The 23,192-nt window shown below is 64.3% G+C and carries 30 protein-coding genes and 1 tRNA gene; 17 read left to right on the top strand and 14 right to left on the bottom strand.

Going from position 1 to position 23,192, the window contains the following annotated elements:
- Nucleotides 1–72: 72 nt before the first annotated feature.
- Nucleotides 73–1,017, bottom strand: coding sequence for a DUF5937 family protein (locus ACFWUU_RS32085; protein ID WP_380181093.1), 945 nt, complete (start codon nt 1,015–1,017; stop codon nt 73–75).
- A 3-nt stretch (nt 1,018–1,020) separates the two neighbouring features.
- Entirely contained in the window at nt 1,021–1,179 is a 159-nt protein-coding gene (locus ACFWUU_RS32090) for a hypothetical protein (RefSeq protein ID WP_380181095.1), read from the bottom strand.
- 69 nt (nt 1,180–1,248) lie between these two features.
- Here ACFWUU_RS32090 and ACFWUU_RS32095 point away from each other — a divergent pair, with 69 nt between their 5' ends.
- Genes ACFWUU_RS32095 through ACFWUU_RS32105 form a run of 3 tightly spaced genes read left to right on the top strand, consistent with a single transcriptional unit; the run spans nt 1,249 to nt 2,669 of the window.
- A complete protein-coding gene (locus tag ACFWUU_RS32095) occupies nt 1,249–1,650 on the top strand; it encodes a hypothetical protein (RefSeq protein WP_380181097.1) in 402 nt (133 codons plus the stop codon).
- A gap of 52 nt (nt 1,651–1,702) precedes the next feature.
- A complete protein-coding gene (locus ACFWUU_RS32100) occupies nt 1,703–2,122 on the top strand; it encodes a pyridoxamine 5'-phosphate oxidase family protein (RefSeq protein ID WP_380181098.1) in 420 nt (139 codons plus the stop codon).
- Between the two features lie 31 nt (nt 2,123–2,153).
- On the top strand, nt 2,154–2,669 hold the full coding sequence (locus tag ACFWUU_RS32105) for a YceI family protein (protein ID WP_380181100.1): 516 nt from the start codon (nt 2,154–2,156) through the stop codon (nt 2,667–2,669).
- Here the strand turns inward: ACFWUU_RS32105 and ACFWUU_RS32110 are convergent.
- The gene (locus ACFWUU_RS32110; protein ID WP_380181102.1) at nt 2,666–3,091 is read right to left on the bottom strand and encodes a G5 domain-containing protein; all 426 of its coding nucleotides are present in this window, start codon (nt 3,089–3,091) and stop codon (nt 2,666–2,668) included. The two genes, ACFWUU_RS32105 and ACFWUU_RS32110, sit on opposite strands and share 4 nt — an antisense overlap.
- Before the next feature lie 499 nt (nt 3,092–3,590).
- Here ACFWUU_RS32110 and ACFWUU_RS32115 point away from each other — a divergent pair.
- A tRNA-Lys gene (locus ACFWUU_RS32115) sits at nt 3,591–3,663 on the top strand.
- A gap of 110 nt (nt 3,664–3,773) precedes the next feature.
- Here the strand turns inward: ACFWUU_RS32115 and ACFWUU_RS32120 are convergent.
- Both ACFWUU_RS32120 and ACFWUU_RS32125 read right to left on the bottom strand, forming a co-directional pair.
- Nucleotides 3,774–4,283: a hypothetical protein gene (locus ACFWUU_RS32120; RefSeq protein ID WP_380181104.1), complete on the bottom strand. Its 510-nt coding sequence runs from the start codon at nt 4,281–4,283 to the stop codon at nt 3,774–3,776.
- A gap of 380 nt (nt 4,284–4,663) precedes the next feature.
- On the bottom strand, nt 4,664–5,236 hold the full coding sequence (locus ACFWUU_RS32125; protein ID WP_380181106.1) for a helix-turn-helix domain-containing protein: 573 nt from the start codon (nt 5,234–5,236) through the stop codon (nt 4,664–4,666).
- A 79-nt stretch (nt 5,237–5,315) separates the two neighbouring features.
- On the opposite strand from ACFWUU_RS32125, the gene ACFWUU_RS32130 reads away from it, so the two are divergent.
- The 3 genes from ACFWUU_RS32130 (at nt 5,316) to ACFWUU_RS32140 (ending at nt 8,982) form a co-directional block, all read left to right on the top strand.
- Complete coding sequence (locus ACFWUU_RS32130; protein WP_380181108.1) at nt 5,316–5,987, top strand: GntR family transcriptional regulator; 672 nt, start codon at nt 5,316–5,318, stop codon at nt 5,985–5,987.
- Between the two features lie 199 nt (nt 5,988–6,186).
- Nucleotides 6,187–6,840, top strand: a complete 654-nt coding sequence (locus ACFWUU_RS32135; RefSeq protein ID WP_380181110.1) for an HAD family hydrolase — start codon at nt 6,187–6,189, stop codon at nt 6,838–6,840.
- 366 nt (nt 6,841–7,206) lie between these two features.
- Complete coding sequence (locus ACFWUU_RS32140) at nt 7,207–8,982, top strand: ATP-dependent endonuclease (protein ID WP_380181112.1); 1,776 nt, start codon at nt 7,207–7,209, stop codon at nt 8,980–8,982.
- 1,066 nt (nt 8,983–10,048) lie between these two features.
- Here the strand turns inward: ACFWUU_RS32140 and ACFWUU_RS32145 are convergent.
- A complete protein-coding gene (locus tag ACFWUU_RS32145) occupies nt 10,049–10,420 on the bottom strand; it encodes a hypothetical protein (RefSeq protein ID WP_380181114.1) in 372 nt (123 codons plus the stop codon).
- Between the two features lie 330 nt (nt 10,421–10,750).
- On the opposite strand from ACFWUU_RS32145, the gene ACFWUU_RS32150 reads away from it, so the two are divergent.
- Nucleotides 10,751–11,632 (top strand): PIN domain-containing protein, encoded by an 882-nt coding sequence (locus tag ACFWUU_RS32150; RefSeq protein ID WP_380181116.1) that lies wholly within the window; start codon nt 10,751–10,753, stop codon nt 11,630–11,632.
- Between the two features lie 577 nt (nt 11,633–12,209).
- On the opposite strand, the gene ACFWUU_RS32155 is transcribed toward ACFWUU_RS32150, so the two are convergent.
- Nucleotides 12,210–13,241, bottom strand: a complete 1,032-nt coding sequence (locus tag ACFWUU_RS32155; RefSeq protein WP_380181119.1) for an aldo/keto reductase — start codon at nt 13,239–13,241, stop codon at nt 12,210–12,212.
- Complete coding sequence (locus ACFWUU_RS32160) at nt 13,238–13,678, bottom strand: VOC family protein (protein ID WP_380181121.1); 441 nt, start codon at nt 13,676–13,678, stop codon at nt 13,238–13,240. Before ACFWUU_RS32160 ends, ACFWUU_RS32155 begins: the two co-directional genes overlap by 4 nt.
- Nucleotides 13,679–13,824: 146 nt before the next feature.
- On the opposite strand from ACFWUU_RS32160, the gene ACFWUU_RS32165 reads away from it, so the two are divergent.
- Both ACFWUU_RS32165 and ACFWUU_RS32170 read left to right on the top strand, forming a co-directional pair.
- Nucleotides 13,825–14,406 carry a TetR/AcrR family transcriptional regulator gene (locus ACFWUU_RS32165; protein WP_380181123.1) on the top strand — a complete coding sequence of 194 codons (582 nt, stop codon included), beginning with the start codon at nt 13,825–13,827 and terminating at the stop codon, nt 14,404–14,406.
- A 61-nt stretch (nt 14,407–14,467) separates the two neighbouring features.
- Nucleotides 14,468–14,899: a hypothetical protein gene (locus ACFWUU_RS32170; protein ID WP_380181125.1), complete on the top strand. Its 432-nt coding sequence runs from the start codon at nt 14,468–14,470 to the stop codon at nt 14,897–14,899.
- 56 nt (nt 14,900–14,955) lie between these two features.
- Here ACFWUU_RS32170 and ACFWUU_RS32175 read toward each other — a convergent pair whose 3' ends face one another.
- The 3 genes from ACFWUU_RS32175 to ACFWUU_RS32185 form a co-directional block, all read right to left on the bottom strand.
- On the bottom strand, nt 14,956–15,273 hold the full coding sequence (locus ACFWUU_RS32175; RefSeq protein ID WP_380181127.1) for a DUF427 domain-containing protein: 318 nt from the start codon (nt 15,271–15,273) through the stop codon (nt 14,956–14,958).
- Nucleotides 15,270–16,187: an NADP-dependent oxidoreductase gene (locus ACFWUU_RS32180; RefSeq protein ID WP_380181129.1), complete on the bottom strand. Its 918-nt coding sequence runs from the start codon at nt 16,185–16,187 to the stop codon at nt 15,270–15,272. Before ACFWUU_RS32180 ends, ACFWUU_RS32175 begins: the two co-directional genes overlap by 4 nt.
- A gap of 70 nt (nt 16,188–16,257) precedes the next feature.
- Nucleotides 16,258–16,611, bottom strand: a complete 354-nt coding sequence (locus ACFWUU_RS32185) for a GNAT family N-acetyltransferase (protein WP_380181131.1) — start codon at nt 16,609–16,611, stop codon at nt 16,258–16,260.
- A 104-nt stretch (nt 16,612–16,715) separates the two neighbouring features.
- Between ACFWUU_RS32185 and ACFWUU_RS32190 the strand changes: the two genes are divergently transcribed.
- On the top strand, nt 16,716–17,351 hold the full coding sequence (locus tag ACFWUU_RS32190) for a TetR/AcrR family transcriptional regulator (protein ID WP_202877529.1): 636 nt from the start codon (nt 16,716–16,718) through the stop codon (nt 17,349–17,351).
- Here the strand turns inward: ACFWUU_RS32190 and ACFWUU_RS32195 are convergent.
- Complete coding sequence (locus ACFWUU_RS32195) at nt 17,319–17,777, bottom strand: hypothetical protein (RefSeq protein WP_380181133.1); 459 nt, start codon at nt 17,775–17,777, stop codon at nt 17,319–17,321. The two genes, ACFWUU_RS32190 and ACFWUU_RS32195, sit on opposite strands and share 33 nt — an antisense overlap.
- Nucleotides 17,774–18,496, bottom strand: a complete 723-nt coding sequence (locus ACFWUU_RS32200) for a GNAT family N-acetyltransferase (RefSeq protein WP_380181135.1) — start codon at nt 18,494–18,496, stop codon at nt 17,774–17,776. The genes ACFWUU_RS32195 and ACFWUU_RS32200 overlap by 4 nt, the downstream gene beginning before the upstream one ends.
- Before the next feature lie 119 nt (nt 18,497–18,615).
- Here ACFWUU_RS32200 and ACFWUU_RS32205 point away from each other — a divergent pair, with 119 nt between their 5' ends.
- Together ACFWUU_RS32205 and ACFWUU_RS32210 are read left to right on the top strand one after the other, a co-directional pair.
- Entirely contained in the window at nt 18,616–19,014 is a 399-nt protein-coding gene (locus tag ACFWUU_RS32205) for a nuclear transport factor 2 family protein (RefSeq protein WP_380181137.1), read from the top strand.
- A gap of 74 nt (nt 19,015–19,088) precedes the next feature.
- The gene (locus ACFWUU_RS32210) at nt 19,089–19,529 is read left to right on the top strand and encodes a VOC family protein (RefSeq protein ID WP_380181139.1); all 441 of its coding nucleotides are present in this window, start codon (nt 19,089–19,091) and stop codon (nt 19,527–19,529) included.
- Here the strand turns inward: ACFWUU_RS32210 and ACFWUU_RS32215 are convergent.
- The gene (locus ACFWUU_RS32215; protein WP_380181141.1) at nt 19,522–20,127 is read right to left on the bottom strand and encodes a TIGR03086 family metal-binding protein; all 606 of its coding nucleotides are present in this window, start codon (nt 20,125–20,127) and stop codon (nt 19,522–19,524) included. The two genes, ACFWUU_RS32210 and ACFWUU_RS32215, sit on opposite strands and share 8 nt — an antisense overlap.
- 52 nt (nt 20,128–20,179) lie before the next feature.
- Here ACFWUU_RS32215 and ACFWUU_RS32220 point away from each other — a divergent pair, with 52 nt between their 5' ends.
- The 4 genes from ACFWUU_RS32220 (at nt 20,180) to ACFWUU_RS32235 (ending at nt 22,962) form a co-directional block, all read left to right on the top strand.
- On the top strand, nt 20,180–20,599 hold the full coding sequence (locus ACFWUU_RS32220) for a MarR family winged helix-turn-helix transcriptional regulator (protein WP_137252395.1): 420 nt from the start codon (nt 20,180–20,182) through the stop codon (nt 20,597–20,599).
- A gap of 63 nt (nt 20,600–20,662) precedes the next feature.
- Nucleotides 20,663–21,586: a hypothetical protein gene (locus tag ACFWUU_RS32225; RefSeq protein WP_380181143.1), complete on the top strand. Its 924-nt coding sequence runs from the start codon at nt 20,663–20,665 to the stop codon at nt 21,584–21,586.
- Nucleotides 21,587–21,793: 207 nt separating this feature from the next.
- A complete protein-coding gene (locus tag ACFWUU_RS32230) occupies nt 21,794–22,303 on the top strand; it encodes a sigma-70 family RNA polymerase sigma factor (RefSeq protein ID WP_137252397.1) in 510 nt (169 codons plus the stop codon).
- Nucleotides 22,300–22,962 carry an anti-sigma factor family protein gene (locus ACFWUU_RS32235; RefSeq protein WP_380181145.1) on the top strand — a complete coding sequence of 221 codons (663 nt, stop codon included), beginning with the start codon at nt 22,300–22,302 and terminating at the stop codon, nt 22,960–22,962. Before ACFWUU_RS32230 ends, ACFWUU_RS32235 begins: the two co-directional genes overlap by 4 nt.
- The last annotated feature ends 230 nt before the right edge of the window (nt 22,963–23,192 follow it).

Genomic DNA, 23,192 nt, shown 5'->3' on the forward strand with positions numbered 1-23,192 from the left:
GAGACGTCGGCTGCCACGACGTTATGCAAATCGATTTGTACTATCGCTGTGGGTGATCTTGGTGTCAACAGGTCAGCTGAGCTCGGCGCCAGTCAGTAGGGCGGCCAGCTCGGTCGGCCGGTACAAGACCTGCTTGCCGGTGCGTTGCGGCTCGACCAGGCCGGTACGGCGGAGCAGCTGGAGGTGCTGGCTCACGGCCGACGGTGTCGCCTTCAGCTCTCCGGCCAGGTCTGTCGTGGTGCGGGGATGCGTCAGTAGTTCGAGGATGTGGGCGCGCGGCGTACCTATGAGTTGGGCAAGGTCCTGCTGCGACGGCGGCTCGACGACGGACCACAGGTTGGCCTGGCCGCGGGGTGGGTAGCCCAGGATCGGCTCGGCTCCGGGGTCGAACGGGATCACGGCATGTGGGCCGAAGAGGCTCGGCTGGAGTACGAGTCCGCGGCCGTCGATGGCTTCGGTCCGGCTGATGGCGGCTACGCGGTCGACCTTGAGGAGTCCGTCGGCGTACGAGATCGCCGGCGCCAGGCCGTTGAGCATGGCGCCGGTGCCGTGCTGGGTGAGGACGTGGCCGCGGTAGCTGATGTCGGCCGAGAGGAGGGTGCGCATCCGGTCCCAGTACGGCGCCATCATGGCGTCCCAGTACTGGCGGAGTGCGTCGATGACTTTCTCGAGGGTGAGGTCTGGCGGGAGTTCGCCGTTCACCGCGACGAGTTGGCGCTCGTACGTTTCGCGGTCGACGGCGGCGATGATCTCGAGCTCGTCGGCGAGCTGGGTGAGAGGCGAGGTCGGTCGCGGGGTGAGGAAGTCCGGGCTGCCCATGGTGTCGTTGACGAGCCACCGCAGTACGTCCCAGTCGAGCTCCGTCACTTTGGGCTGGACAGCGCGTACCCAGCCCAGCTGGAGCGGGAACCTCCCCGGCTCCCGGAGCGCGCGCAACGACAACACCATCTCCGCGACCGGCGACACCGCAAACCGCACCTCCGCCAGATCACGCGAAGTCAGCTCGTAAGTCAGCACCTGTTAGCTGGCCGGCCCGTTGCCGTAGCCGAGGTCGTTGGCGATGTCGAAGTTCTCCGTGCCGTACTGCGTTTGCGGCTCCGCCACATCCGTCCCCAGATCGAACCCGACCTCAGTCTCCTCTTCGGTCAGATCCGGCTCTACTGGATCCTGATCACTCATCAACCCCTCCTCGTCTCTTGTCGTACGACGGCAGTATGAACCACCGAGCTTGCTACTAGGCTGACCGAGGTGACGTCAGAAGAGCCGCCGGCTGTCTGGTGCATCGTCGCCAACGTCGTCGAGGAGCGACCGTACGGACCCGGTGGCGAAGAGACTCGGCGTGGGCTGAAGATCTTCCCGGCAGGCGCCAAGCTCTACGTCCCCGACGGCTTCGGCGGCATGGGCTGGGAAACCGTCGAGGTAGTCGGCCGGGGCCGGGGATCCGCGCGGTTCGTCGCGGCAAGGGTCCAGACCGGGCAGCTGAGCAACTGGCGGGTCAAGGCTGTCTACAGCCCGGCTGCTTTGCAGCAGATAGAGCGAATCCGGGCCGGCCGTCCCGGCTTCTGGCCTGCGTCGACCTTCGCCGATCTCACCAGCCAGGCGTACCACGATGCGCTGCTCGAGGTCGCGGCTGCTCTCGCCACGCGCTGAACTGTCGGTGGCTCGTGGAAGGGTCGGTGGCGACCTCACGAGTGGAGGAAGCATGGGTTTTCGCACGATGGACGATGACGAAGCAGCTGATTTCCTGGCGCAGCCGCTGGTCGCCGTGCTGGCGATCGACGATCCGGGCTGGTCGCCGCATGTGACACCGGTGTGGTTCCACCACCTACCCGGCGAGAACAGATTCCAGGTGATGACGCCGGCGAAGTCGAAGAAGGCTCGGTTGCATCGCGAGGGTTCGGGTGAGTTGTCGCTGTCGGTGCAGACGGCCGACGGACCGACCGCGAAGTACGTGAATATGCAGGGTGTGGCACGGTTTCTTCCGTTGAGTTCAGACCTGCTGAACGCGATGGTCGAGAAGTACCTGCCGGAGGAGTTCCGCGCGGCGTACCTGGCCGATCCGCCCGAGGACTCGATGTTCGACATCACCCCGCGACGCATCACCACGGGGGTCATCGGCTGACACTTCGACTCGCTGCCTCGTCGTACCCGGCATGACGACGACACTCAACCAGCTCACCGGTGACTACGTGCTCGACGCCGCGCGGACGCGAATCGGGTTCGTCGCGCGCCACCGGATGGCCACCCGGGTGCGCGGACGGTTCGACGTGTTCGAAGGCGCCGTACACCTGGCCGGCGACGATCCGGCCAGGTCGAGCGCTCAGCTCACGATCCGCGCGGACAGCATCGAAACGGGCGACCGACGGCGCGATGCCCAACTCCGCAAGGACTTCCTCGGCGCGGCGACGTACCCGATCATTACCTTCGTCTCGACGACGGTCGTGCAGGTCGGCGAGACGACGTTCGACGTGACCGGTGATCTGACGATCCGCGGAGTGACGCATCCGGTCACGGTGCCTTTCGAGCTCGTCAGCACGACGGATGGTGTCGCTTTCGCCGCCGCGGTGACGATCGAGCGCGCCCGCTGGCGGGTGAACTGGAACCCCGTGACCACGGCCCTGGTCAGCCCGACCGTGGTCCTCGACCTCCAGGTGGTTGTCGCCGCCTAGTCCTCGCAGGCGATCCCGTCGTGGTCGGCGTCCAGACGGTAGATGTCCGAACCGATGACCTCGATCGGGCCGGCAACGTACTCCGGCCCGTTGCCACTGCCGCCCGAACAGTCGACGTCGCTCGCGATCGGGACGCAACCGGAGTAGTTCGGGTCACAACCCGACGACTCCTGCTCCGGCTCGTCGACCTTGGTCCCGACGGCAGTGATCTGCGTCCGCGGCTCCTTCGCAACCTCCTGCCGCACCAGATGCTTCGCCGTCTGCACACCGTCCACAATCGTGACCCGGTAAACGAGCCGCCGAGTCCCGTTCACCCCTTCGGTCCGGACCTCCTTCTCACCCTTCGGCAGCGAGTCATCGGTCACCGTCTTCTTCTTGAACGCAATAACCCGAAGCTCGACAACCTCCTTGGTCGTCACCACCGGCGTGACCTTAGCGACAGTCGTGGGCACACTCGCCGGCTGACTCGCCGTCGCAGTCTCTGTCTGGGTCGGCGTCACTGGCGCCGTCGGTGTCGCGCTCGGCGTCGTGCTGACGCGAACACTCGCAATCGCGGCCGGCTGATCCACCCCCGCCTCCGGCTCCGCCCCGCACGCAACAACCAACACGCCAACCGCCGCGACCACCGCAGCACGAACAACCAACACAGCACTTCCCCCCAACCCGCCGTCGGTTCCCCCCGCGGCAGGATTGTCACCACCCGGACCCCCCGAGCGAATTCCGATCTGTACCACCACCCCCACCCACACCGCGAGGCCAAGCCCCTCCATCCCCCCAACCGCATCACTTCCGTGACCTACCGCGCAGTACCCCCAACTCCCACCCCCGCCCACCCCACTACCCACCGTAACCACCCCAAGCCCCCACCCCCACCAAGCATTCCCACCCCAAACCTGACACACTGTTCCCCTCACCAACTGAGGGCCTCTAGCTCAACTGGCAGAGCAGCGGACTTTTAATCCGCGGGTTGTGGGTTCGAGTCCCACGGGGCCTACAAAACCCCAGGTCAGAAGCCTGACCCGGGGTTCGCTGGAGCCGCAGCCCATGGTTTACGCCATGCCTTTGTCTCGCGGCGTCGCTCACCGTCCGATGGCGGGAGACCAGTCAGGGGCCGAAGTAGAAGCTCTGTTGGGAGCTGATGCGGTCGCCCCATCCGAGGTCATGCAGGTTCGGAATCCAGAGATGGTACGGGTTCGGCAGAGCACGCATGTCGATCCACAGAGCGTTCGCCGGGTTCGACCAGTCCTCGAAGGCTGCCTCCGGGAACGGCCGATCGAAGAAGATCACGAGATCGGCGCTGTAGGCGGCGTCCAGGCTCGACGCGCGATCGTCGGCGCTGATCCAACCCCACCACAGGAAACCGCATGCCCACAGGTCCCTCAGATTGACGTGCTGCTCCCACTCGTACATTCGCCAGGTGCAGCCACCCCAGTCGGTGTACTGATAGAAGTCGAGATAGCCGCCGCCGCTGGGCACTCCGTTCTTGGGTGCGGCGGTGATGGCCTGAGCCACCGAACCGGTCCTGGCTTCATCAAGCGTGACGGTTGCACCATCAGGCGAGATCGATTCCAGATACTCCATCGCCCCAGCCCGCTCCGTGAAGACATGGAGCATTTTCCCAGAGTGAGCATCAGGATCGAAGATGGTGTGTGTCGATGTACCGCGTAGATCGAGTACAGATCGAGGATCAACCTCCTTCCCGTCGATCTCGACCGGTATGCGGGGAATCGAGGGACGCGGACTTGCTGGTCTCGCGGCATTCACTCCTCGCCTACCAAGCGGACGGTCGATGACTTCGTGTACGGCCTGTCTCCAGGTGTTTGCACTCCGGCCCATGATGCCCCCTTTGTCGCCTGCGAGAATCTGGCTCCTCTCGCACATCAACAACAATGACGCTCCTCGCACGATCATTGCCCGTCAAGGCAGGGTGGACAGAAAATAGCAGATAACCCCACGTTGATCGTGGGGCTACCTGCGCATGCATTTGTTTGATTTTAGCGATTGCTTCTCAAGGCAACTTCTAGCGCTGCAGCTGCCGCGGGATTCTTTGCTTTCCGACCCATGTACACATCCTGCGTCATCGACGGCCGTGCGTGACCGAGCTGGTCTGCAATCAGCCGCGCGCTTTGCCCCGCATCGTCAAGGATCGTTGCTGTGGTCTTCCTGAACACGTGGGACGTAAGCCACGAGAACGCATCAGCCTCGCTCGGCGCCGAGGCTTCATCGACCAGGCGGAGCAGCGTCGCGCGTTCCTGACCGCGCAGCCGGTACAGATCTAGCAACGCCGCCGCATCCGCTGGTGTGACCTTGAGCCGTGCGCGCTCGATCAGGCTGATTCGTGAGCTGGACCAGCCCAGGCGCCTCGTCACCTCCTGTTGGGTTGTGCCGGCGTCTCGCCTCGCCGTGCGCAGTTGCTCGCTCAGCGCCCGCCGAACCTCACCACCGATCGGAGAGCGCGCCTTCCGTAGATCCCTGTTGACGTTGGATGGGTCACGGAATCCGCCACGCGAGTCAGGGAATATCGCTTGTTCCAGCCGAATGCCTTGCGCCGCTCTGGCCAGCAGCATCGACAGACACCAGAGGGCACGGGTGAGATCGGGGATGAAACTGGCCTAGCCTGCCTAGTCAGCTAGTGCGCTGGGGCACATGGAGCAGCAGCTAGACACGTCTGACCCGCGACCGCCGTTCAAGCAGGTCGCCAACGCTTTGCGTGCGGCGATCCTCACGCAGAAGGTGAAGGCGGGGGAGAAGCTTCCGTCTCAGAACGAGCTGGCGACGCAATACGGCGTTGCTCGAATGACGATTCAGCAGGCGCTTCGAGTACTGCGTGATGAGGGCTTGATCGTGTCCCGCGTCGGTAGCGGCGTATACGTGCGTGAACAGGCTGACCAGGCAGTCGGCTTGCGTCCTCATATCGAGAAGGCCTTCGAGCGGGATTCCGTGCAAATTGATTTCGCTGGCCTGACAGGCGAGACATTGCTCGGCGCACTTGAGGAGCCGATTGATCGGATTAGGCGCGGGCGCGTAACGCCTCAGACGATCCATATTCGGATGCTCTTGCCGGACTTCGCGCAACCTATTGCCGTTCCCGCGCGAGCTGGGGAGAATCCCGGAGGCGACAGGGCCGTCCGAGCGCGACTGGCGTCGATCGCACACCGTTCCGCGGGTGAGATTTCCCAGTCTGTACGCGAGCTTGGCGAGCTGGGTCTCGTGTCAGACGTCAAAGTGGAAATCCGAGTTGTTGCGGGCCTGCCGATGATGTTCAAGCTCTACGCATTGAACAACGAAGAGATGTTTTCGGGTTCTATCCAGTTGTAGAACGGGCCGTCGAGATCGATGGGGATCCCGTCTCCATCTTCGATTCCGTAGGGAAAGATACCGTCCTATTTCACCACTCGCTCAGCGACAGCGACCAGGCGACCGGATCGCAATACGTCGATCAGGCAAGGCGATGGTTCGATAGCCTGTGGGAAACCTTGGGTCAGCCGCGCGAACTGTGACAGCAGACATTCGACAGATGTTTGGCTCTGCGGATGCTGTTCTATTCGACTTTGACGGGCCCATTTGTTCTGTATTCGACGGCTATCCCGCGACACAGATAACCGCGGAACTCCGCCAGTTGGCCGGAACGATTCATCATGGGCTCCAAGACGCGCTTGAGAGGGCCACTAGTCCGCACGACCTACTGCTCGCCGCAGCGAGCGATCCGCGTCTATCGGCCGAACTCGAGCACCCCCTCCAAACGGCGGAGCTGCGAGCAGTGGAGACAGCCTGTCCGACCCCGGGCGCAGCCGAGTCCCTGGCAGCGTGCCAGGAGCAAGGTAAGGGGGTCGCGGCCGTCAGCAACAACTACGCGCAAGCGGTGACCAACTACCTCGCACGTACCGGCCTCGCGGGTCGAGTCGTGCACGTTGAGGGCCGCGACGCCAGCGACCCCACCTTGATGAAGCCCAGCCCACACCTGATCCAGCGCGCTGCAGATGCACTCAGGATCCGCCCAGCGGCTTGCGTGTTCATTGGTGACCAGGCGAGCGACATAGAGGCTGGAAGACTCGCAGGCGTTCGCACCATCGGCTACGCGAACAAGCCAGGCAAGACCGACGCCTTGGCAATGGCCGGCGCCGATGTCGTTGTGCAGACAATGACCGAGATCGCGGCCGCCATCAGTTGACCGTGCACAACTCTGCTTCAGCGTGTGTGTCCCACTGTCCCACTGTCCCAGAGTGCCGCCTGACCTGGGCAAACGCATTGGATTCTCGACATCGTTGATGAGAACCCGCCGAGCTAGTAATGCGGGTCTCTAGTCCCAGGTGTCCCAGGGTCCCTAAGACCCCTCTGACCTGGGCAAACACCTGGGACAGCGTTGTAAGTGCTGATGTCCCAGGTGTCCCAGGCGTGGCCACCCGCAGACGAAGTTGATCACGATCAGGCAGCAACCTCGCTACTAGTGGTAACGAACCGCTCGATCGGGGGATGGGGATCACAAGGGGCTAGCATCAACTTCGCATGAACCAGGGGATTCAGGGTGCCACCACGCTTGAAGAAATTGACCGTCGAGAATTTGCGTTCAATCGCGGATCCAGTTGAGATCACTTTTCCAACCCGCGGACCGCTCGTGCTGCTTGGCGAAAATAATGCCGGGAAAAGCAACATCACCCGCGCTATCGACATCATGTTCGGCGAGCGCTGGCCATCTACACATTCGATAGAGGATCACGACTTTCATGGCCGCGACTCCGATGGCATCGCTATCAAGATCAATGCCGACGTTGAAGGATTAGTCTGCAGCTACGATTCCGTCGGATCTGTCGACCATATCCGATGGAGCTACGACACCCAACGCTCAGGCGATCCAATCGACTACTCAATGCAGTGCACTAAGTGCACCAAGACATTCGTGTCTAAGGCGATTCGTTCACCCCTCTTTGCGATGCGAATTGATGCTGACAGGCGACTCTCATATCAGCTTTCCTACACTTCGCAGTGGACTCTTTTATCGAAACTTATGCACAGATTCCACAGTCGCCTCCTCTCGAAACCTGAACGCAAAGCAAGGCTAGAGACAATATTCAATGATCTGGTTGCCCAATTCTCAGAGGTCTCCGAGTTTAAGACATTTCGGGAACTCTTAACCGCGACCACCGACGATTTTGGACAGAATCTGACATATCGGCTCGACATCGACTTTTCTGCGTATGATCCGAGCAACTTCTTCCGATCGCTCCGGATCCATCCGAAACTCGACGGCGCAGTCCGTTCATTCGACGAGCTCGGTACCGGGCAAGAGCAGATACTTGCACTCGCCTTCTCGTACGCATATGCGAAGGCATTCGGGCAGTACGACGGCATGATTCTCGTCATCGACGAGCCAGAGTCGCACCTGCATCCGTTGGCCCAGCAGTGGCTCGCCACACGCCTTGGCAGCCTCGCCACCGATGGGCTGCAGGTCGTGCTCACGACCCACAGCCCTCACTTCGTCGATATGTCGCGCCCAGAGAACCTCGTGGTTGTTCGGAAGTCAGAGGCCGACGCGACACAACTGACTCAGGTGAATCGCGCTCAACTAGCCACTGAGTTGATCAGCACAGGCGCTGATCCAGTCAGGACCACTGCGGCCACTGTGGGCAGTTTCTATGAAGCTAGTTCGACGACAGAGATCAAGAGCGCCTTGTTCTCACGGTTGTGCGTGTTGGTTGAGGGGGACACTGAAGCCCTGGCGCTTCCCGACCTGCTGAGGCTGGTTGATTTTGACCCCCTCCGCCGCGGGGTTGCGGTAGTAGGGGTTGGTGGCATCGGGAGTCTAGCCAAATGGATTCGACTTTTTACGGCCCTCGGCACTCCGGTCTACTGCATATTCGATACAGATACCGACAAGACCGGGAGTGACGCAGCGGATCTACTAATTAAGCGCACGGATATATTCCGTGCGCTTGGAGAATCTACGCAAGGCGCAGAGATAGCCAACCTGAGCACTGATTCCGTGCACGTCGAGAAAAACTATGCGACCTTGCGAGACAACTTTGAGGTCGCGATCAATACACTGTTCGGAACATCTTGGTCAGATAAGTACGCCGAGTCGGCGGCAGTTGTCGGCGCATCCTCGAAGCCGCTCCGCGCCCGCTACACCGCGCGTGAGCTAAAGAGCATGCCGACACCTTCGGCGGCCGAACGTGCGATTCGCGCCTTGTCTGAGGCTCTTACTCAGAAACTGCCGGAGGCGCACGATCCTGTGTCGCTAGCGGTCGCGACGACGCCTACCGACCAGCAGGAAGTCCCCGATTCAGAGCCGTGGGACCTAGAGCCGCCGTTCTAGCGATCTCACCGCGCGGCGATCAGTCGCGGTCGACGTTGACCGGCTGAAGGGACAAGCGGCTGGAACACCGGGGCGTGGGGCGGTCGAGCAATGACCGCCGACCGTGTGATCGGACCCGGTCGAGCAGATCGTCTGGGTAAGCCGCTACCCCGCCTGTAACACCAAGTGAGCGCCGCTTGATGTAGCGGCAAAGGGGTGGCACCAACATGCGAGTGATCGCAAGCATTGCGGCTGTCCTGCTGCTGGCGGGCTGCGGCGGCAGCGACAAGATCGCTGCGCCGGCGCCAACCACGACTCGTGGCCACCGGCCACCCGGGAGCCAGTCTGCTCGGGCATCGACCGACCCACGCTGCAGACGCTGATGCAAGAGGCAATCGACGACAGCATGAACGGCACGACCGGACCCTGAGGGCCATCGTTTACCCCATGGTTTTAACAGGAAGCGCTGGGATTCGTCGGGCGCGGTCGGTATGGCCGGGAACCCATACCTGCAGGTCAGCAAGCAGATTGGGAACCAACGGGCATGATCCGGAGCGGTCCTGAGGGAATCCGCGGCTATCCGGTCCGATGTCGACGTTCCTTGGCCGCTTCAGCCACAGTTTCTTTGAGGAGTTCCATGGATCGAGAGAACTCCTTTGAGTAACGCTCTAGGGCGGCGAGTTCGCGCTCCGCCGCAGCTCGATTCCTTTTTTCCACCCAGAATCCGCCGAGCAGCCCAAATACTGCGGTAACAGCTGCGGTGACAATAGCAACCCAGTCGGCCGCATCGTGTGACGTGGATCGCAGCAATAGGGACAGTAGCGGTATCAGTAGTAGCACAATCAGAACGGCAACAAGAAAGAAAGCTATGCGACTTATTCCCCGTCGCGCCCTGGTCTTAGATTGCAGTCTTTCGAATTCCGATTCTTGCGCAGCGATCATCTCTCGGAGTTGGGTCTCGCTCGTAGGTACAGCGAGTAGACGGATCCAATCTGGCGTTTCAACGTTAAGCTTCGCGCCCATCTTTTGGCGTAGACGCGCGGCGGCCACCAGGTCCTGAGGGAGCCGAGCACCTTCGTTGGGTTGCTCACTCATCCGCATCATCTTCCTTTAGCACGCTGTCCCAGAAGTCTAGCTCCGGCACGGATGGAGCTGCTTCAAGAAGCTCATCCGCAATAGCCAGCACCAGTTTCTCGTCGGCCTCTGTAGCGGCCTCGTCGACCAGCGTGTTCAGCGCCGTCACTCCGGCCGCCCGACGTGTCTCATACTCAGGGCCAGGCGTCGTGGCCGCCTCTACGGCCCACTGCACCCGCTTCCACCAAGCGTCGCGTTTGTCCGCCCTGTTCTTCTGCCAGATCGTGCCGATGGCGATGCCGACCGCTACCGCTCCTGGGACGAGCAGCGGGAGCAGGAGAGCAACCACGGCCACACTGGGAATCAGTTGGGCGACACCGGTCACGTGCGTGATCTCCTCCAGGCTCGTGACGCTCTGTCCCGACGCGGGCACGAGTATCCAGGCCAGTTGATCGACGGCGCAAGACCGGCGACACATCTACGCCCCGCTGGAGGCGAAGGGCCAGCGGGGACGGCCCGCGATTCGCCGCGCGGGGTGAGAGGACGCCCGAAGCGTGGGCGACAGAGTGGGTACGGCGACGCATCATGTCTGTGCGGCCCGCCGAGTCTGACCAGATGAGCTTCTGAGAGCAGAGGTCCAGTGACCGCGAAGTAGAGGCAGTTAAGAGGGCGCGAGTGACCCGCTCGGGCTCCAACTCTCTGCAAGGATCTTGTCATGAGATTGAATCCAGGGGTCAGCTTGGTTCGGGCCGATGAAGTCTTGCGCGATGCTGAGACGACCTGGGGCAACGTCCTCAGCGCTCAAGATTTCTTTCCGCCTTACATCAATGCAATCGATCGCACGTACTCCGTCTTGAGACAGACCTTCGCCGTTCCGGACGTCGCTGACGGGCTGCACTCGACGGCGTACTGGAATCTCTTGTCGATGCGGAGTGCCAATCCACGGGGCGGCTTCATCCACCCAGATCTCATGGAGAGCGTCGCTCACGCGAGGCACGGAGAGACCAACGCTCTCAGGCACGAGATCGAGACTCAGATACAAGCGCTCGCCGATGCTCGAGCGCAGCTCGATGCCCTGAAAGCACTGGCCGGCAGATCCGGCCTGCCTGTCGTCTACGACACGAACATGCTCAACCACTGGCAGCAGCCTGGCGATATCGACTGGAAGAAGGTCTTGAAGGGCCAAGGTGAAACAGTCAAGGCGACTCGGCTTGTGGTCCCACTGCGAGTGATCGATGAACTGGACGGACAGAAGTACGGCCAAGGTGATCTAGCCCGGAAGGCTGCGATCGCGATTCGCTACTTGGAGCGTGTCTTGCGAGACAGCCAACCCGGCCAGACTGTAGAGCTGCGTGAAGGCGTGGCGTTGGAGGTCTGGACGGATACTGATGACCGCGGGGGCGACGCCGACTTGTCGATCCTGCGCTGTGCGGCCGACCTGGACGTTCTCCATCCCGATACCGGAGCTCGCGTTCTGACCAATGATTTTGGTATGCGACTGCGTGCCCGGCAGATGGGATTGGCGGTGGTCCGCCTTCCGGAGATCTACCGCAAGCCCGGCACTGCGATCGATGACAGCAGCGGTGATCAGGAGTAGCCACGGTTAACTGACGCGGTCGTGTCTCTGCTCCGGCCATGGCACGCCACCGTTGGCGCCTGGTCCCCTACGTACGTGACCGGCGCCCTACGAGCAGCTGCTGATACACCCGCCGGTCCCATGATCTACCCCATGGTTTTCAACCAGAAGCAACCGGAACTGCGAGGCATAGACCGCGTGCCCTGATCCTCAAATGGCCAGGTCAATGGCCAGGTTGGGAACCGACGGGCATGATCGCCAGTGAGGTTGGGGAATCCGCGGGTTGTGGGTTCGAGTCCCACGGGGCCTACCAAACACCCAGGTCAGGGCACGAGTGGCCACCCTCTCGACCCACCACTTACCCACCACTTTGGGCCTCCGAGACTTGTTCAGCGCCACCCGCTGGAGGACCGGCGCCCACGTGCAGCCGGTCGCGTGTCTCACCGTCACCCCGATGGGCGGCAGGCTGGTCGAGGCCGTACTCCGTAACGGCTTCTTCTACGCCCCGGTCGTCTGCCGCGTCGACCCGACAGGCCGCACGTACGCCGTGATCGGCACGGAACGACCGCTCCCCGCCCCCGAGGACTGCCGCCCAACTTCAGTGGGTGACGGCTGGTGTCGTGGTCGGCGATGGGGCGATGAGGGCTGCGCCGAAGACCCATGAGGATGTTTGGGCGATGAAGTCGTTCGGGAACCCGAGGGGGGACGCGCTGGCCTCGTTCAGTCGCGCGATGCTCTCGCGCGGAAGGGTGAGTTCGGCGGCGGAGAGGTTGGCGCCGAGTTGGTCGGCGGTGCGCGCTCCGATGATTGGATGGATCAGCGGGGAGCGGCTGGCCGTCCAGGCGATCGCTACCTGTGAGGACGTCGTACCGAGTTCGTCGGCGACGTCTTGCACTACCCGGGCAACGGCGTGGTCCCTGGCCGACAGGGAGTCCGGGGCCAGTCGTCCAGCCGCCGGCTCGCGGCCGCTGTATTTGCCGGACAGTACTCCGCCGGCCAGCGGGCTCCACGTGGTGATGCCGAGGCCTAGCGACTCGGCCATGGGTAGCAGCTCGCGTTCGATGTCGCGCTGGAGCAGGTTGTAGGGAACTTGCAGTCCGACGAACGGGCTCCAGCCGCGCCACTCGGCCAAGGTATTGGCGCGGGCCACGACCCAGGCCGGTGCATCGGAGATTCCGACGTACAGGACCTTGCCGGCCTGTACTGCGTCGTCCAGCGCCTGCATGGTCTCCTCGAGCGGCGTGGAACGGTCCCACATGTGCACCCAATACAGATCCAGGTAATCGGTGCGCAGTCGGCGCAGGCTGGTCTCCAGCGATGCACGCAGGTTCTTCCGGTGGTTCCCGGCGGCGTTGGGGTCGGTGCGGTCGCGGGAGACGGTGTACTTCGTTCCGAGCACGAACGACTCGCGACGGCCGGACAGAAGTTCGCCGACGAACTCCTCGCTGGCCCCGTCGCGGTAGTTGACGGCGGTGTCGATCATGTTGCCGCCCGCCTCGGCGTACAGGTCCAGCATCCGTCGGCATTCCGCGATTGGTGCGCCGACGCCATCCTGCTCTCCGAACGTCATCGCGCCCAGGATCAGCTCGGAGATTCGAAGACCGCTGGTACCCAGGGTGCGGTATCTCATGGTGTCGCCGATCCACTGAACAGTTGAGCGGCCACGGCGGCAATCTCCTCGGACGGCACGTCCCGCAGGTGTTGATCCAACGCCCAGCGATGCCCGGACGGATCCAAGAACTGGCCAGTGCGATCTCCCCAGAAGGCATCGTGGACAGGCTCGAAGACCGTGGCTCCCGCCTCCAACGCGCGAGCCCACGCGGAGTCAATGTCGGAGACCTGAACGTGCAGTGCGGCCGGAGTGCCGCCGAGCGCCGCCGGGGTGCGCAGGCCGCGGTCGGGCATTTCTCCCGCCACCGCCAGGCTCGTGTTGCCGAGGAGGAGTTCCACGGTCAGCGTCCGGCCATCGGGAAGCGTGAGGCGGCCCGTCTCTTCGGCGCCCAATACCTCGGTGTACCAGGACGCGGCCTGATCTGGATCGTTGACGACCAAATGAATCGCTATCACGGCCCTGACCATACACAGTGTCTGGTCACTGTGTCTATACATCATGTCCGGACACTATGATGACCCGCATGCCTTCCAGACGCACTGTGGGCTCCGCCCGTCGATCCGCAGCGGCCCCGGCCTCCGCGGAGTTGCGGGAGCGAATCTTGTCCGCGACGCGCGAGTTGCTGCGGGAGCGGCGCTTCGACACTCTCAGCGTGGCCGACATCCTCGACGCCGCCGGGGTATCCAGGGCCAGCTTCTACTTCTATTTCCCGAGCAAACAGGCAGTGCTCGCTGACCTCGTGCGCGAGGCGGTCGCGCAGGGACAGCAGGCAGCGCGCCCCTGGACCGATCGGGAGCAGGATCCGGTCACCGCGCTTCGATCCGGTGTGACCGATGGGGCCCGGCTGTGGCGCGACAATGCCGGCGTTCTGATGGCCATTGTCGAGAGTTGGGGATCGGACGAAGGGCTTCGAGAGCTGTGGCTCGAGCAGATGAACCTGTTCACCGAGGCCGCCACCGCACGTATCGAGTCCGACCCGGTCGCCGGCCGGCGACTCGGCTCCACGCGTGCACGCGCCGCTGCCGCATCACTGACCTGGATGGGAGAACGCCTCTACTACCTCGCCGCAGCATCGGTTCCGCCGTTCGACGACGAAGAAGTGCTGATCGAAACCCTCACCACTGCCTGGACCTCGATCCTGTACGGCGACGCGGTACCCGATCATCGGGCTCCCAGGGGGTGACAGCCGGCCACACGAGGCCGACACTGCTCGTGTCTGGCGGAGTCGGGTGGGGAGGCGCGGGATGGCGGTGGAGTGGGTGCTTGTGGCGGCCTCGTTCTTTTCGGGGCTTGCGGCTGGGTTTCTTGGTGGCCTGTGTCTGATTTTGCGGCCCGTGCAAGCGTCCATGGGCGGTCGGGAGTTCCGGAGCTTCATGGAGACGTTTCTGCAGTACGCCGACAACGGGTGGGGCAAGGTGTTCAATTACGCTTGGTCGCTCGGGATGGGCATCGGGCCGATCGTTGCGCTCATCCTGCTTCGGGACGACCCCGGCTCGGCTTCGTTCGTGCTGACCGCGATCGGTCTTGTCATCGTGCTCATCGGCGTGTATGTCGTCTCGAACGTCTGGAAAACCCCGCAGTACAAGGTGATCCTGTCCTGGGACCCCGACGCGCTACCGGCTACTGGGAGGCGGACCGGCAGCGCTACTTCAGCATCAACTGGCTCCAGTTGGTGACAACCTGGTCCGCCTTCATCCTGTTCCTGGTAGCGCTCCTCGCGCTGCCCCGGTGATCAGCTGACGGCCACCTGGTGGGGGTCGAAGGCTATGTAGCCGGTGAAGTCGTGGCCTACGTGTTCTATGGCGGAGTGTTTGGGGGACGGGTAGGTCCATGCCGCGTCGGAGAGGGTGCGGCTTGGGGTGGTGACGTCGAAGTACTCGGCGCGGCCTTTCCAGGGGCAGGTGTAGGGCTTGGGTGAGGGGCGGAGTACGCCGATGGTCAGGGAGGCCTGGGGGAAGTAGTGGTGGCCTTCTATTACGACGATCTCGTTGGCGGGGGCCTCTGCGAGGAGGGTTTCGTCGGCGACGGCTTTGATGGCGGGGCTCCTCACGGGCGGACGCGGATGATGGTTTTGCCCTTGGTCCGTTCGGTGGGGTTGAAGGCGGCGACGGCGTCGTCGAGGGTGGCGATGGTGCCGAGGTTTGTCTTCAGGCGGCCGTCGCGGACGCGTTGGACGATTTCGGTCAGTTGGGTGCGGTCGGCCTCGACGACGAAGTCGATTGCCAGGCCGTCTGCGGGGCGGGCCTCGGGTGGGCCGACGATCGTGACCAGGATTCCGCCGGGTCGGACCAGGGTTGCGGACTGCTGCTGGATGTCGCCGCCGATCACGTCGAACACCAGGTCGACGCCGCCGATGTCCTTCAAGGAATCGTTGTCCAGGTCAACGAACTCCTGCGCGCCGAAGTCGAGTGCGGCCTGCCGGTCGGCGGCGCGGCCGGTGCTGATGACGTACCCGCCGAATTCATTGGCGAGCTGCGCAACCATCGACCCGACAGCGCCGGCAGCGCCGTGCACCAGCACGCTCTGCCCGGACTGAAGGCGGCCGTGCTGGAACAGCCCTTGCCACGCGGTCAGGCCGGAGATCGGCAGGCTGGCGCCGACCGTGAAGTCGACGTCGCCCGGCAGCGGCGCGAGGTTGCGGGCCTCCATGGCGACGTACTCCGCCAGCGTGCCGTCGCGATGCCAGTCCGCGAGCCCGAACACCCGCTGGCCGACCGACAACCCCGTCGTACCGTAGCCGAGAGCCGTGACCACGCCGGCCAGCTCGTGCCCAGGGATCGACGGCGTGCGGTCGCGGCCCGCGCGATCGGTCCAGGTCGAGGGCCACGTCACCTCGGTCGGGACGTATCCCGACGCGTGAATCTCGACAATGACGTCATTGATCGCCGCCGACGGCTCCGGACGCTCGGTCAGCGTCATCCCGGCCGTTCCCGCAGCCTCATCCGTCACCACGATCGCCTTCATCAGGTACCTCCGGTTGTTATTGGACCAATTCGTCCACAGTAGTACTGGGTCCGTTCCGCCGACAATGGCGTCACGAAGGGTCGTGCACCACGTCGCTGCGCGGAGCCCGGTCCGGGACCGCCGCGCCGCCCGGGTGCTCGGGGTCGACGAGCGTCTTGTACGACGGGTGGTCCGCGATGTAGTCGGCGATGAACGGGCAGAAGTTCGTCACGCTCCGTCCGGCCGCGAAGGCATCGTCGAGGGCGGCCTGGACCAGTTGGTTCGCGATGCCCTTGCCGCGATGAGCCTCGTCGACCTCGGTGTGGGTGAGTACGACGCGCTCCTGGCGCAGCCGGTATCCGACCCGGCCGACAACCTCGCCGTCGATGACGGCCTCGAATGCGCCGTCGGTGGCGTTGTTCCTGATCTGCAGCCCTGTGCTCAACGTGCCGTACCTTTCGTCTTTGACTGGACTATATCGTCCAAAATCAGAGTACGCCGCAGTCCAACTGACGCGGAGTCGGGGGCCGGACCGGTACCGTTGGGATCGTGACTCGATCGAGAAGCGCGCCGGAAGCGCCGCCCCGTCAGTTGACGGCGCGCGGCCTGGCGACACGGGCGCGAATCGTCGATGCGGCCGCGGACCTGATGTACGTGAAGGGCGTCAATGCAACGACCCTCGACGACGTCCGGGCGGCGAGCAGTACGAGCAAGTCGCAGCTGTACCAGCACTTCGCCGACAAGGACCAATTGGTCCGGGCGGTTGTCTCGCGGCGCGCCGGCCAGGTCCTCGAGCGTGAGCAGGGGTACCTCGAGCGGCTCCGCTCCTTTCGCGGTCTGCAGCGCTGGCGGGACGCTTTGGTCCAACGCAACGCCCTGCAGAACGGCGCTTACGGGTGCGCGCTCGGCTCCATGGCGAGCGAACTGTCCGATCAGGACGACGAAGCCCGCAGGACTCTGGCTGAGGCCTTCGCGGAGTGGACGGGCCTGATCGCGGCCGGCCTTCGACGAATGCAGGACGGCGGCTCGCTCAGCAAATCAGCCGACCCCGACAAGCTTGCGGTGGGCCTGATGGCCGCGCTGCAGGGTGGGTATCTTCTCGCCGAGACCCAGCACGACATCACGCCGATGGAGACCGCGCTCGACATGGCGCTAGACCACATTCGGTCGTTCCTCACGAAGTAGATTGGCGAAGGCTTCGATGCGGTCCAGGGCCATGTCCAAGGCGTCGGCCATAGGTTGCGAGTTCTGCGCGTTCTGAGCGAGGACGTATCCGCCTTGCAGAGCGGCCAGCAGACCGGTCCCGAGTTTCTGCGGGTCGGCGTCGTTGGTGAGTACTCCGAGTTCCCGCAGGCGTGCCAGTGTCTCGATGAGTAGCTGATGCCAGCTCTCGAATGCCAAGGCCAGTACTGCGCGGGATCGTTCGTCGTCGGGCAGTTGGGCGCGTAGCGTGCGAAGCTCGCATCCGTAGGAGTCGTCCCGCAGCGTATTCGCCTCGACGAGCGAGTCGCGCCAGCGCCGCAATCCACGGAGGTCTCGCACGCCTGCCAGGCGGGCTTCCTCGCGGGCCAGAACGGATCGTGACCGGTCCTCGATCGCAGCCAGATTCATGGTGCCGGCCGCGGCTCGGCCAGCAGATCGCCGTACTGCGGGTTCTTGTCGACGAATCGGCTGACGACTGGGCAGTAGTTCGACACGGTCGGGTACTTCGTGCGGATGTCGTCGAGCGCGCCGCCGACCAGCGCCCAGGAAAGTCCTCGTCCGCGGTACGTCGGTTCGATCATGGTGTGCGTGATCGAGAGGTGCGAGCCGATCACGTGGTACACGAGGAGCCCCGCCTGGTGGCCGTCGACGAGGAGTTCGTAGTACTCGTCGCTCGGGTGGTGAACCACGGTCGTCGTCGGAGACTGCGGCGCCGGGGCGTCGACTGCGCCGTCGATGGTCAGGAGCTCGGCGAGGGGAGCCTCCCAGCCTGTGTCGAATGCTTCGGTCGGGATCTCTGCGTTCCAGGTGAGGCTCGCGCCGGCGTGATTGCGGAAATGCAGGACGAGTCGCCAGTCGCCTTCGGTGGAGGCTGCGCGTAGTTGCACCCGCACGCTGCTCGGAAGGGAGCTGAGCATCATCGGCCGGGTCTGCAACGGCAGGACTGTTCGCTCGCCCAGATGTGCGGTACTCCGGCTTGCCAGCGTGACATCGAGGCCGCCGAGCAGGCGCGCGGTCACGCTGACGTCGACGGTGCCGCCGTCCTTGTTGTCCAGGCCGGCCGCCGTGAGCTCGCCGCCGGCGAGGTAGAAGCCCGTTCCGTCGGGCGGAAGAACCTGATCAGTCATCGCTACGTCCTCAAGCGTTCCTAGGTGGACTATATGGTCCACTTCAGTCAATGTAGCGCGCGGCCGGCGAGGACGCCAAGGCGGGTGGATGTCACATCGCGTCGCCCTGTTCTGTCGTTGTGAGTGACGTGCAAATGATCGGGACCGGGTCCCGGAAGGAGGCCTCCGTCATGGCCGAGGACGAGGTGAGGCGCAATCTCAAGGGAATGGATGAGCTCGACTTCCACGGATGGAACCGGGCTGACTGGCATGGCGCGTTCGCGCGGTGTCACACCGACGATGTGGTGGTCGAGCTCTCGGGGCAACCGACTACTCATGGTCTGAAGGAACACATCGAGGCGATGGAGGCGCTGGTCGAGTCGAACGGCGGTACGCCGGTGCAGGTCGCCTCGCATCCGATCATGTTCGGCTCGGGGGACTGGACCTGCGTGGTCGGCGAGTTCGAAGGCGGCGGCCGGATGGTCACCATCGCCAAGTGGCGCGACGGCGCGATCGCCGAGGAGCACATCTGGCTGTAGGGCTCACCAGGCCGAATTGTCGGTGGGCTCCGGCACGCTGGTGGTGATGGGTCGCCGGCGTGGAGGAGAGGTTGATGGGCGCGGAGTTTCAGTTGGTGGTCGACTGTGCTGGGGCTGATGCGCTGGCGCGGTTCTGGGCTGCGGCGTTGCGGTACGAGTTCGCGCCGGCGCCGGACGGGTTCGCGACCTGGCACGACTTCTACCGGCGGTTGGGAGTGCCGGAGGAGGAACTGGTCGACGGCGCGGATCGGATCAGCGATCCGGAGGGACGTGGGCCGGATATCTGGTTCCACGTGGTGCCGGAGGACAAGGTGGTCAAGAACCGGTTGCACCTCGACATCCATGCCAGCGGTGAGTGGTCGGACCCGATCGCGGCGCGGATTCAGCGTGTCGATGCCGAGGCGGCCAGGTTGGCGGAGTTGGGTGCGACCATCACCGGGGCGTTCGAAGAAGGGCTCGACCATTACGCGGTCGGGATGAAGGACCCGGAAGGCAACGAGTTCGACATCAACTGAGCGTCTGGTTCGGCCAGTTGGGGTTGCGGCCGAGGTAGGCGACGATGCGGTCGAGGGGGTCGTCGCCGGACCACGGGATGTCTGCGGCGAACGGTGTGCCTGGGGCGCGGCGGACGTCGCCGCTGGGCACGATCTGGGCGACTGTTGTCGCGGCCTCGAGCGTGGCTGGTGCGAACGTCACCGTCTTGCCGAGGGACTTTGCGACGTCCCAGCTGTGGACGATGTAGTCGATGAAGTGGAAGCTGACAGCCTGCGCTCCCGGGAAGGATGCGTTGGGTCCGAACTCGGCCAGCGGGAAGATTCGCTCCGCGACGCCGGGCTGGGCGAAGGCGTCGAGGACATGCTCGGCGGACTCGACGTACGCCTTGACCGGGTCGTCGCCGAGGTCGAGGAGCTTCCAGATCGCGGGGTCGGACTCGCCGCGGGAGGCGGCGGCGAAACCGTAGTGCTGGGTGGCCATGTGGGCGAGCAGGCCGTACAGGGTCCAGGCGCGGCATGGGGTGGGCTTGGACAGGTCGGCGTCGGTGACGGTGGTGACCAGGTCGATGCTGGTGCGGACGGCTTCGGCGTCTAGTGCGATGTAGTCAACGGTAGGCATATGCATATCGTAAGCCCATGCATATGATTGCGCCAGTGCTACCTTTTTGGGTATGGCAACCGAGCGCCCCGATCTGGCTGCGATGTTGTACCCGCTGGTGCGGGAACTGATCGCGCTCGAGCTGCCGGTGCTCGCTGCTCATGAGGTGTCGATGTGGGGGTATTCGGTCCTCACTGCGCTTGACGACACTCCGGTGCGTACTCAGGCGGCGCTCGCGGAGGCGATCGGGGCGGACAAGTCGCGGATCATCGGCACGCTTGACGAGTTGCAGAAGGCTGGCCTGATCGAGCGCACTCCGGATCCGGATGATCGGCGGGTGCGGCTGCTCTCGATCACGGCTGAAGGGCGTCGGGTTCGCCGGGCTGTTCGCCGGGGGATCCAGGTGAAAGAGGTGCAGGTGCTCGAGGGTCTTCCGGTGCCGGATCGGAAGACGTTCATCCGGCTGCTGCAGCAGTTGCACGCTTCACGCTGACGGTGGAGGCCTGTCCCTCGCGCGGGTGATCCGGGCGCGGGGTGTGCTCAACAGACTGGGTGCATGAGGCGAGCGGTGGTTGCGTGGGCGGTGGCGTACGGCGGTCTGCGCATCTGGTTCGCAACCGGCCATGCGCCGACCTGGAAGCTGCCGGGCAACGACCTCCTCATCCCGAACTGGGCAGCCGTCGCCGGCTGCGCCATCACAGCCCTAGCCGCAATCGCGAGCCGGCCGGGACCTCGCGGGCGGGCGGAGACGCCAGAGCTGGCGGGGTCGCCGGAGCACGTGCTGCGGGCGGAGGATGCGCGGCGGGGTGGGGTTTGGGGTGGGTGGTTGTTGTGGGGGTTGGCTGTTGGGTGGGTTGGGGCGGCGGCGTTCATCCTGCTTGACCTGGTTGCGGGGGTGTTGCCGGGGTTGGGGATTCCGTTTGATTTGTGGGGGATGGGGTGTCGGTTGGGGGCGATTCTTGGTGCGGTGCTGTTGGGTGTGACGGCGAAGGCGCAGCAACCGCCGGGGAAGCCCTGGCCGGGGTGGGTTGCAACGGTCGGTGCGTGGCTTGCGGTGGGTGGGTGCCTTACGCGGCTGGCGGCGCAGGCGGTGGTCGGGTTCGGCACAACGCCGTACGGCGGCAACTTGTCGCTCATCCTCTTCGAAGGCGGCTTCCTGCTCGTCGGGACGCTGTTGCCGTTCCTGCTGGTGCATCCGATTGGCCGGCGGTTCCCGCGGTGGATGCTGCTCACCCCGGGCTTCGTGATCGGCACCGGCATCACGGCGTACTTCGGGGTCGGGCTGATCCAGATGATCGTCGCCGTGGCGCAGGGCGAACCGCCGTACGACGATGTCGGTCTGCCGGACGCGTTCTTCTGGGTGGCGGTGCCCGCGTACGTCGTCTGGGGAGTCGGTCTGCTCCTCGCCGCCCGCGGCTACCAATTCGCGACCCGGAAGGCAATCGATTCGGAGCGTGATCTTCAAATCACACACAGTTGAACCAGGTTCCTGTTCGCCACCCACGGTGCGGCCGCGCTGCTCTGCTCGGGGTCGATGGCCTTCGCCTATTTCACCGTGCACCAGACAGGTGCTTTGCTTCCTGTGCAGAATGGTGGCGAGAAGGCAGCCCGAACGGCGCCACAGCAGGCAACCGCAGCAGCCGAGTGAGCGATGTCCGACCCCACGTCCCACAGAGCAGGAGCGCCGATGGCCGACGACCGGGCGGCGCTGCTGCGTGAGCTGCACGATGTGCATGCTCCGGCGCTGTGGCGGTTCGTCGTCCGGCTGACCGGCGACGATCGGCTGGCGGAGGACGTCGTACAGGAGACTCTGCTCCGGGCCTGGCGGCGGCCGAACATTCTGTCCGAGGACGAGGCGGGAGCCCGGGCCTGGCTGTTCACGGTGGCACGCAACCTCGTCATCGACGACCGGCGCAGCGCCCGGGTCAGCCGGGAGGTCGCCAGCGACGACCTCCCGGAGAAGCCGAGTGCCGACCACGCGAACGCCGTACTCGACGCGTGGCTGGTGGCGGAATCCCTGGCACAGTTGTCTGAAGAACATCGGCAAGTAATCGTTCGGGCGTACTACGGGCGCCGTACGGTCACCGATATCGCCGAGGAGCTGGACATCCCGTCCGGCACCGTGAAGTCGCGGCTGCACTACGGGCTGCGCGCGCTGAAGCTCGCGCTGCAGGAGAAGGGGGTGACAAGTCAGTGAGCGACCCGTACCGGGAGTGGGATTCGGCGTACCTCCTCGGGGCGTTGTCGGCGAAGGACCGGCGCGCGTACGAGGAGCACCTGCGTACCTGTGCCGAGTGCTCGGCCGAGGTGGCGTCGCTGGCCGGCGTGCCCGGCGTACTCGCCGCCCTTCCGGCCGAGCGCGCGCTGGCCACGATCACGGCCGAGCCGCCGAACTTGTTGCCCGGTCTGGTCCGCAATGTCCAGCGCGACCGTCGCAAGCAACGCATCCGGCTCGGCGCGTTGATCGCCGGGGTGGGGGTCGCGGCCGCCGCGATCGGCGCGGTGATCGCGATCCCGCTGTCCAATGACGAGCCGCAGGGCGATTACGTCGTACTCGCACAGACTGTGACCAGCAAGCTTTCCGCGGACGCCCGGCTCGTTCCGGAGCGCTGGGGGACGACGATCGAGATCAGCTGCCGGTACGACGAACTCGCGACGCCGAGCGAACGCGCCCGCGGCTACGAGCTCTATGTCACAGACGCTTCCGGCAAAGCGTCGCTGATCGCGAGCTGGACGTCATCGCCCGGTACGACGGTGAAACCGGCCGCCACGACGAAGCTGCAGCGCAACGAGATCAAGGCCTTGGACATCCGCAGCTCGGAAACCGGCCGGGTTCTGCTCGCTGTGCACTTCTGACTCGTTCCGGAAGCGAATGATCACGGGCTGTCGGGGCACCTGAAGGTTACGAACGGTTGTCGCTCGAGAGGCCGCCGATCCAGGCCCCGGTGTTCAGGGACGTGCACCGGGGTCGCGGCTTGCCGTGGCGTGACGTGGCTGGAAGAAAGTTCAGGCGATCCTGTAACACTCACCCCGTTATCAGCGATACACCCTGTGTAACGCCACTGAGGTTCCCGTCCCAGGTCGAC

Source organism: Kribbella sp. NPDC058693 (assembly GCF_042715335.1).
Lineage (GTDB): Bacteria > Actinomycetota > Actinomycetes > Propionibacteriales > Kribbellaceae > Kribbella > Kribbella jiaozuonensis.